This is a genomic window from Vibrio anguillarum (assembly GCF_001989995.2).
Classification (GTDB): domain Bacteria; phylum Pseudomonadota; class Gammaproteobacteria; order Enterobacterales; family Vibrionaceae; genus Vibrio; species Vibrio anguillarum.
Genome location: NZ_JAHGUP010000023.1, coordinates 1 through 5936, shown reverse-complemented (window position 1 = coordinate 5936; position 5936 = coordinate 1). Strand labels below are relative to the sequence as shown.

Sequence of the window (5936 nt, the reverse complement as noted above, 5' to 3'; positions counted from 1 at the left end):
CAAAACCGGGCTCTTCACCGGCCATCTTAATAAGCCTCAGTCGAAAGACCATTCTCTCTATTCAATGTTCGATTCCTTATTGGCTCCTATCTCATTAAGTCAGTGAATTATCATGTTTAAAGGCTAAACCCTAAATTTTCTGTTCAGATGAATTCACTGCTTTTCTGCTTTATCATTAGTTTTTAGTCTGGCATTTTGTTGGTTATTCTGGTTTTTGTTTCTAATGTGTTACGTGATATGCCGAAATATAATTTGAAATTTTATTCTGCATTCTTTTTTAGAATGCATGGTAAATTGGCGTTTTCTTAGGCTTAACGTCTATGTTTTGGGGTGTATTACTGCGTGCTAGAATATTGGTCATACCAATGATTAATGCATATTTGGTGCATAAAAATACGATGTTACTGCTTTGGTTTGATTTGATATCGACTTTTTATCCTATCGATGTTGCTTTTCTGTGAAATATTTTCCAAATTGATGGCCTTGTTAATTACCAGAATATTGTACTGGTATGAATGGATTCATTTTTACTGGCTTTGAACGCTTTGTTGTTCAAAGGTAGTTACAGACAGGGCACAACACTGCCCAAGTCGTAGAGGTCTGGGATGTCACTTTTAGAAGTAAAAAACCTGCGTATTGAATACCCATCGCGTCATGGTGTTCACGTTGCTGTGAAATCGCTTTCGTTTAATATCGAGCGGGGTGAAATTGTTGGGGTTGTGGGAGAATCAGGCGCCGGAAAATCGACCGTAGGTAATGCGGTTATCGATTTATTGAGCCCACCCGGTCTCATTGCCAGTGGTGATGTGTTCTTAGATGGTGAGAAGATTTCAGGCCTATCGCCTGAGCAGATGCGCCAAGTTCGCGGCTCTAAAATTGGTTTTATTTTTCAAGACCCAATGACGTCGCTTAATCCACTATTTACGGTTGAACATCAACTGACAGAAACCATCCACGCCAATATGAAAGTGACTGAGGAAGAAGCGTATCAGCGTGCACTTTCTTTGATGAAGCAAGTGGGTATTCCTCAGCCTGAAAACCGTTTGAAGCAGTACCCACACCAATTCTCTGGTGGCATGCGTCAACGTGTTGTGATTGCCATTGCGCTGGCGGGTGAACCTGATCTTATTATTGCCGATGAACCGACCACTGCATTAGACGTTTCTATTCAAGATCAAATCTTGAGCCTCATCCGCGAGCTATGCATTAAAAACAATGTTGGTTGTATGCTGGTCACCCATGATATGGGTGTGGTCTCGAATGTGACGGATCGCGTCGCGGTGATGTATCGCGGTGACTTGGTTGAATTTGGACCGACAGCTAAAGTGTTGGGCGCTCCGGATCACTCCTATACGCGCAGTTTGATTTCCGCCGTTCCTCGCTCAGATAAAAAACTCGATCGCTTTCCGCTGGTGAGCTATATCGAAGAGGCAAGTGAGTTAAAACCACTGGATGTTAAAAACCATTGGTTAGGTCAGAGCCAAGATAATCGCCAATACACAGGCCCACTGCTGACAGTAGAAAACGTGAATTTACGCTTTACGACCAAAGACTCATTGTTTGAAAGTCGCCGTGAATATGTCCAAGCTTCAAATGACGTCAGTTTTGAGGTGTTTGAAGGGGAAACTTTTGGTTTGGTTGGGGAATCAGGTTCCGGTAAATCAACCATCGCACGCGTGATTGCGGGTCTGTACGCTCCAAACTCAGGCAAAGTCTGTTTTGAAGGGATTGATCTTACTGCGCTGAAATCGGAAAACGAGCGCCGTCCGATGCGCCGCCAGATGCAGATGGTGTTTCAAAACCCTTATACCTCAATGAATCCGAGAATGAAGATTTTCGATATCATTGCCGAGCCGATTCGTTTTCATAAATTAACCCGTAGCGAAGCGGAAACACGGCAAATTGTGCATGATCTTTTAGAGCACGTAGGCCTAGGTAAGATGGCGGGAGTGAAATATCCGCACGAGTTTTCCGGCGGTCAACGTCAACGTATTTCGATTGCTCGCGCACTCGCCACGCGTCCTCGCTTATTGATTTGTGATGAACCTACGTCCGCGCTCGACGTGTCTGTGCAAGCGCAGATCTTAAACCTATTGAAAGATCTGCAAGATGAGCTCAATTTGACCATGCTGTTCATCAGCCATGATTTACCTGTGATCCGCCAAATGTGCGATCGTGTCGGGGTCATGCAAATGGGGACCTTACTGGAGGTCGCCCCTACAGAGCAGTTGTTTAAGTCACCTCAACACCAATACAGCCAGCATTTGATTTCTTTAATGCCTGAGTTTACGGGCTTAAGAGAAGATGCAGTAACGGCGTAAGCCAAAAAAGTTACAGATAGAGATATCATGACCAAGCGTGCTTGGAATGAATAAACAGAAGCAATTACAACAACTAGGGATTTGGATTCCCGCATAAGGAGTTATGCAATGAAAACCATGAAAAGCAAACTAACAGTAGCTTTGATGGCGGCAGGCTTAAGCTTTGCAGCTAGCGCGGCCAATATTACCGTCGCTTATGATGCTGACCCAGTGTCACTTGACCCGCATGAGCAGCTATCTGGTGGTACGCTACAAATGTCTCACATGGTGTTTGATCCTCTCGTTCGTTACACCCAGACATTTGATTTCGAACCTCGCCTTGCTGAGAAATGGGAACGTGTCAATGATACAACATTCCGTTTTACGCTGCGTAAAGGGGTGAAATTCCATTCAGGTAACGAAATGACGGCAGACGATGTGGTCTGGACGTTCGATCGTTTACAAGATTCTCCTGATTTCAAAGCTATTTTTGAACCGTATGAAAAGATGGTCAAAGTGGATGATTACACCGTCGAGATCGTATCCAAAGGCGCTTATCCGCTGGTTCTGCAAACCGCAACCTACATCTTCCCTATGGACAGCAAGTTCTATTCGGGCAAAGCGGCTGATGGTAAAGAGAAATCTGAAATTGTGAAGCACGGTAACTCGTTTGCTTCGACCAACGTTTCTGGTACTGGCCCATTTAGAGTAACTTTCCGCGAACAAGGCGTAAAAGTGGAATTTGAACGCTTTAAAGATTATTGGGATAGCGCATCAAAAGGCAACGTAGACAAACTGACCCTAGTGCCGATTAAAGAAGATGCCACTCGTGTTGCGGCGCTCCTTTCGGGTGATGTGGATATGATTGCACCTGTTGCGCCAAACGATCATAAACGTGTGGAAGAAGCCAAAGGTATTGATCTTGTGACCTTGCCGGGTACGCGCATCATCACTTTCCAAATGAACCAAAACAGCAATGAAGCACTGAAAGATGTTCGCGTGCGTCAAGCCATTGTTCATGCCATCAACAACCAAGGTATCGTTGACAAAATCATGAAAGGTTTTGCGACAGCAGCTGGCCAACAAGGCCCAGCGGGTTATTCTGGTTATGACGCGAACCTTGTGCCTCGTTTTGATTTGAAAAAAGCGAAAGAGCTGATGAAAGAGGCTGGTTATGAGAAAGGGCTGACGCTCACCATGATCGCGCCAAACAACCGTTATGTGAACGATGCGAAAGTTGCACAAGCTGCAGCGGCGATGTTGTCGAAAATTGGTATTAAGGTTGATCTTAAAACCATGCCAAAAGCGCAATATTGGCCTGAGTTTGATAAGTGCGCCGCGGATCTGTTAATGATTGGCTGGCACTCAGATACTGAAGACTCAGCAAACTTCACCGAGTTCTTAACCATGACACGTAACGAAGAGAGTGGTAAAGGCCAGTACAACTGTGGTCACTACTCAAATCCAGAAGTGGATAAGTTGGTTGAAGCGGCAAACGTAGAAACCGAACCTGCGAAACGTGCACAGATGCTGCAAAAAGTCGAAGTGACTTTGTACAACGACGCAGCATTTGTTCCACTGCATTGGCAAAACCTAGCGTGGGGGGCGAAATCTACTTTAGATATCAAACCGATTGTTAACGCGATGGAATTCCCTTATTTCGGCGACCTAGTCGTTAGCGAGTAATTACTTAAGTTGGCCGCTCATGTAATGTGGGCGGCGCTTAAGTCACTCAAGGCATCCGCTTGGATGCCTTATTAAGATCTCTGCACTTTGCTTTATTTCAGTCGGGTCGAGTGTCATTTTTTAGGCTGAATTTTTTCGTTCCTATTAAAGTTAATTCAATTTTAAAAAGAACCATCATGGATAGTTTAAGGGGCAAGGAATGTTTTCGTTTCTGGTCAAGCGCCTGTTTCAGGCACTGATAGTGATGTTTGTGATCAGTCTGGTGGCGTTTGCCATTCAGGATAACTTAGGCGACCCATTGCGTGAGCTTGTTGGGCAGTCTGTTTCAGAAAGCGAGCGCCAAGCGCTGCGCGATGAACTTGGACTGAATGATCCTTTCATTGCCAAATATACTCGTTTTATTACGGCCGCGGTGCAGGGTGATTTAGGCACGTCCTACTTTTTCAAACGTCCTGCGGTAGACGTTATTCTCGATAAATTAATCGCAACGTTAGAGCTTGTGCTCGGTGCGACCGTAATCATCATTGTCTGTTCCATTCCATTAGGGGTTTACACAGCCATTCATCCCAAAAGCTTCTTTACCAAAGTGGTGATGGCGGGCAGCAGTATTGGTATTTCTATCCCAGTGTTCTTAACTGCGATTATGTTGATGTACGTTTTCTCGATCACGTTAGGTTGGTTACCATCGTATGGACGAGGAGAAACCGCCAATTGGTTGGGTTGGGAATCTGGCTTTTTCACGGCTGATGGATTAGCACACTTGGTGCTGCCTTGTGTTTCACTGGCGTCGATCATGCTGCCGCTGTTTATTCGTTTAGTGCGTTCTGAAATGTTGGAAGTGCTGAGCTCGGAATACATCAAATTTGCTAAAGCTAAAGGCTTGGCATTGAACAAAATTTACTACCAACATGCACTTAAAAATACCATGTTACCGGTGCTAACCGTCGGCGGTGTACAAATTGGGACTATGGTGGCCTACACCATCTTAACCGAGACTGTTTTTCAGTGGCCGGGTACGGGCTTTCTTTTCCTTGAAGCGATCAACCGAGTTGATACTCCGCTGATCACCGCTTACGTCATATTCGTTGGCCTGATTTTTGTTGTGACCAACACCATTGTCGATCTGTTATACGGTCTGATTAACCCGACTGTGAACCTTACTGGAAAAGGAGCTTAATCATGAGCCAATTTGCTGCTGCTCCATCTCGTTGGGAGCGTTTTAAACAGTCTGATTTTTTGTACTATTTCTTGCGTGATAAAGTGGCGATGACCAGCTTCGTCATCTTTTTTGTATTCTTAACTTTGTCTGTCGCTGCGCCACTCATTGCTCCCAGTAACCCGTACGACCTATCATCGATTGATCTGATGGATGCAGAATTACCTCCCTCTTGGATGGACGGAGCCGATGAGCGCTTTGTTCTCGGCACGGATGAGCAAGGGCGCGATATTTTGTCGACCATACTGTATGGTTCGCGTCTATCACTGACGATTGGCTTTTTGGCGGTCGGTTTACAGTTATTACTTGGTATCGTGATTGGCCTTTCCGCTGGCTACTTTGGTGGGCGTATTGATAGCTTTTTGATGCGCTTTGCCGATGTGCAGCTATCGTTTTCAACCATGATGGTAGCGATCATTGTTTCGGCAATTTTCAAAGCCAGTTTTGGGAGTGAATTTTATAGTCAGTATGCGGTTGTGATGTTGGTGGTGATTATCGGCGTGGCTGAGTGGCCACAATACGCGCGGACAATTCGTGCGTCCGTGCTCGCCGAGAAGAAAAAAGAGTATGTGGAAGCGGCTCGTGTGATGGGTTTTAAATCACCACGCATCATGTTTCGCCATATTTTACCTAACTGTTTATCGCCTATTTTGGTTATCTCAACTGTACAAATTGCCAATGCGATCATGTCTGAAGCGGCACTCTCTTTCCTAGGTGATCTGCTCCAGCCAGAC

At 45.2% G+C, this 5936-nt stretch carries 4 protein-coding genes; all 4 read left to right on the top strand.

What is annotated here, in order from left to right:
* Positions 1-605 precede the first annotated feature (605 nt).
* The gene (locus PL85_RS05705; protein WP_047688450.1) at positions 606-2321 is read left to right on the top strand and encodes a dipeptide ABC transporter ATP-binding protein; all 1716 of its coding nucleotides are present in this window, start codon (positions 606-608) and stop codon (positions 2319-2321) included.
* A gap of 108 nt (positions 2322-2429) precedes the next feature.
* Complete coding sequence (locus tag PL85_RS05700; protein WP_115339382.1) at positions 2430-3986, top strand: ABC transporter substrate-binding protein; 1557 nt, start codon at positions 2430-2432, stop codon at positions 3984-3986.
* Between the two features lie 199 nt (positions 3987-4185).
* The gene (locus PL85_RS05695; RefSeq protein ID WP_013855660.1) at positions 4186-5163 is read left to right on the top strand and encodes an ABC transporter permease; all 978 of its coding nucleotides are present in this window, start codon (positions 4186-4188) and stop codon (positions 5161-5163) included.
* A gap of 2 nt (positions 5164-5165) precedes the next feature.
* On the top strand, positions 5166-5936 hold a 771-nt coding region (locus tag PL85_RS05690; RefSeq protein ID WP_208895725.1), incomplete at its 3' end, for an ABC transporter permease.

Coding starts and splice junctions, on each gene's coding strand:
- PL85_RS05695 (WP_013855660.1), top strand. CDS start 4,186: ATGTTTTCGTTTCTGGTCAAGCGCCTGTTTCAGGCACTGATAGTGATG.
- PL85_RS05700 (WP_115339382.1), top strand. CDS start 2,430: ATGAAAACCATGAAAAGCAAACTAACAGTAGCTTTGATGGCGGCAGGC.
- PL85_RS05705 (WP_047688450.1), top strand. CDS start 606: ATGTCACTTTTAGAAGTAAAAAACCTGCGTATTGAATACCCATCGCGT.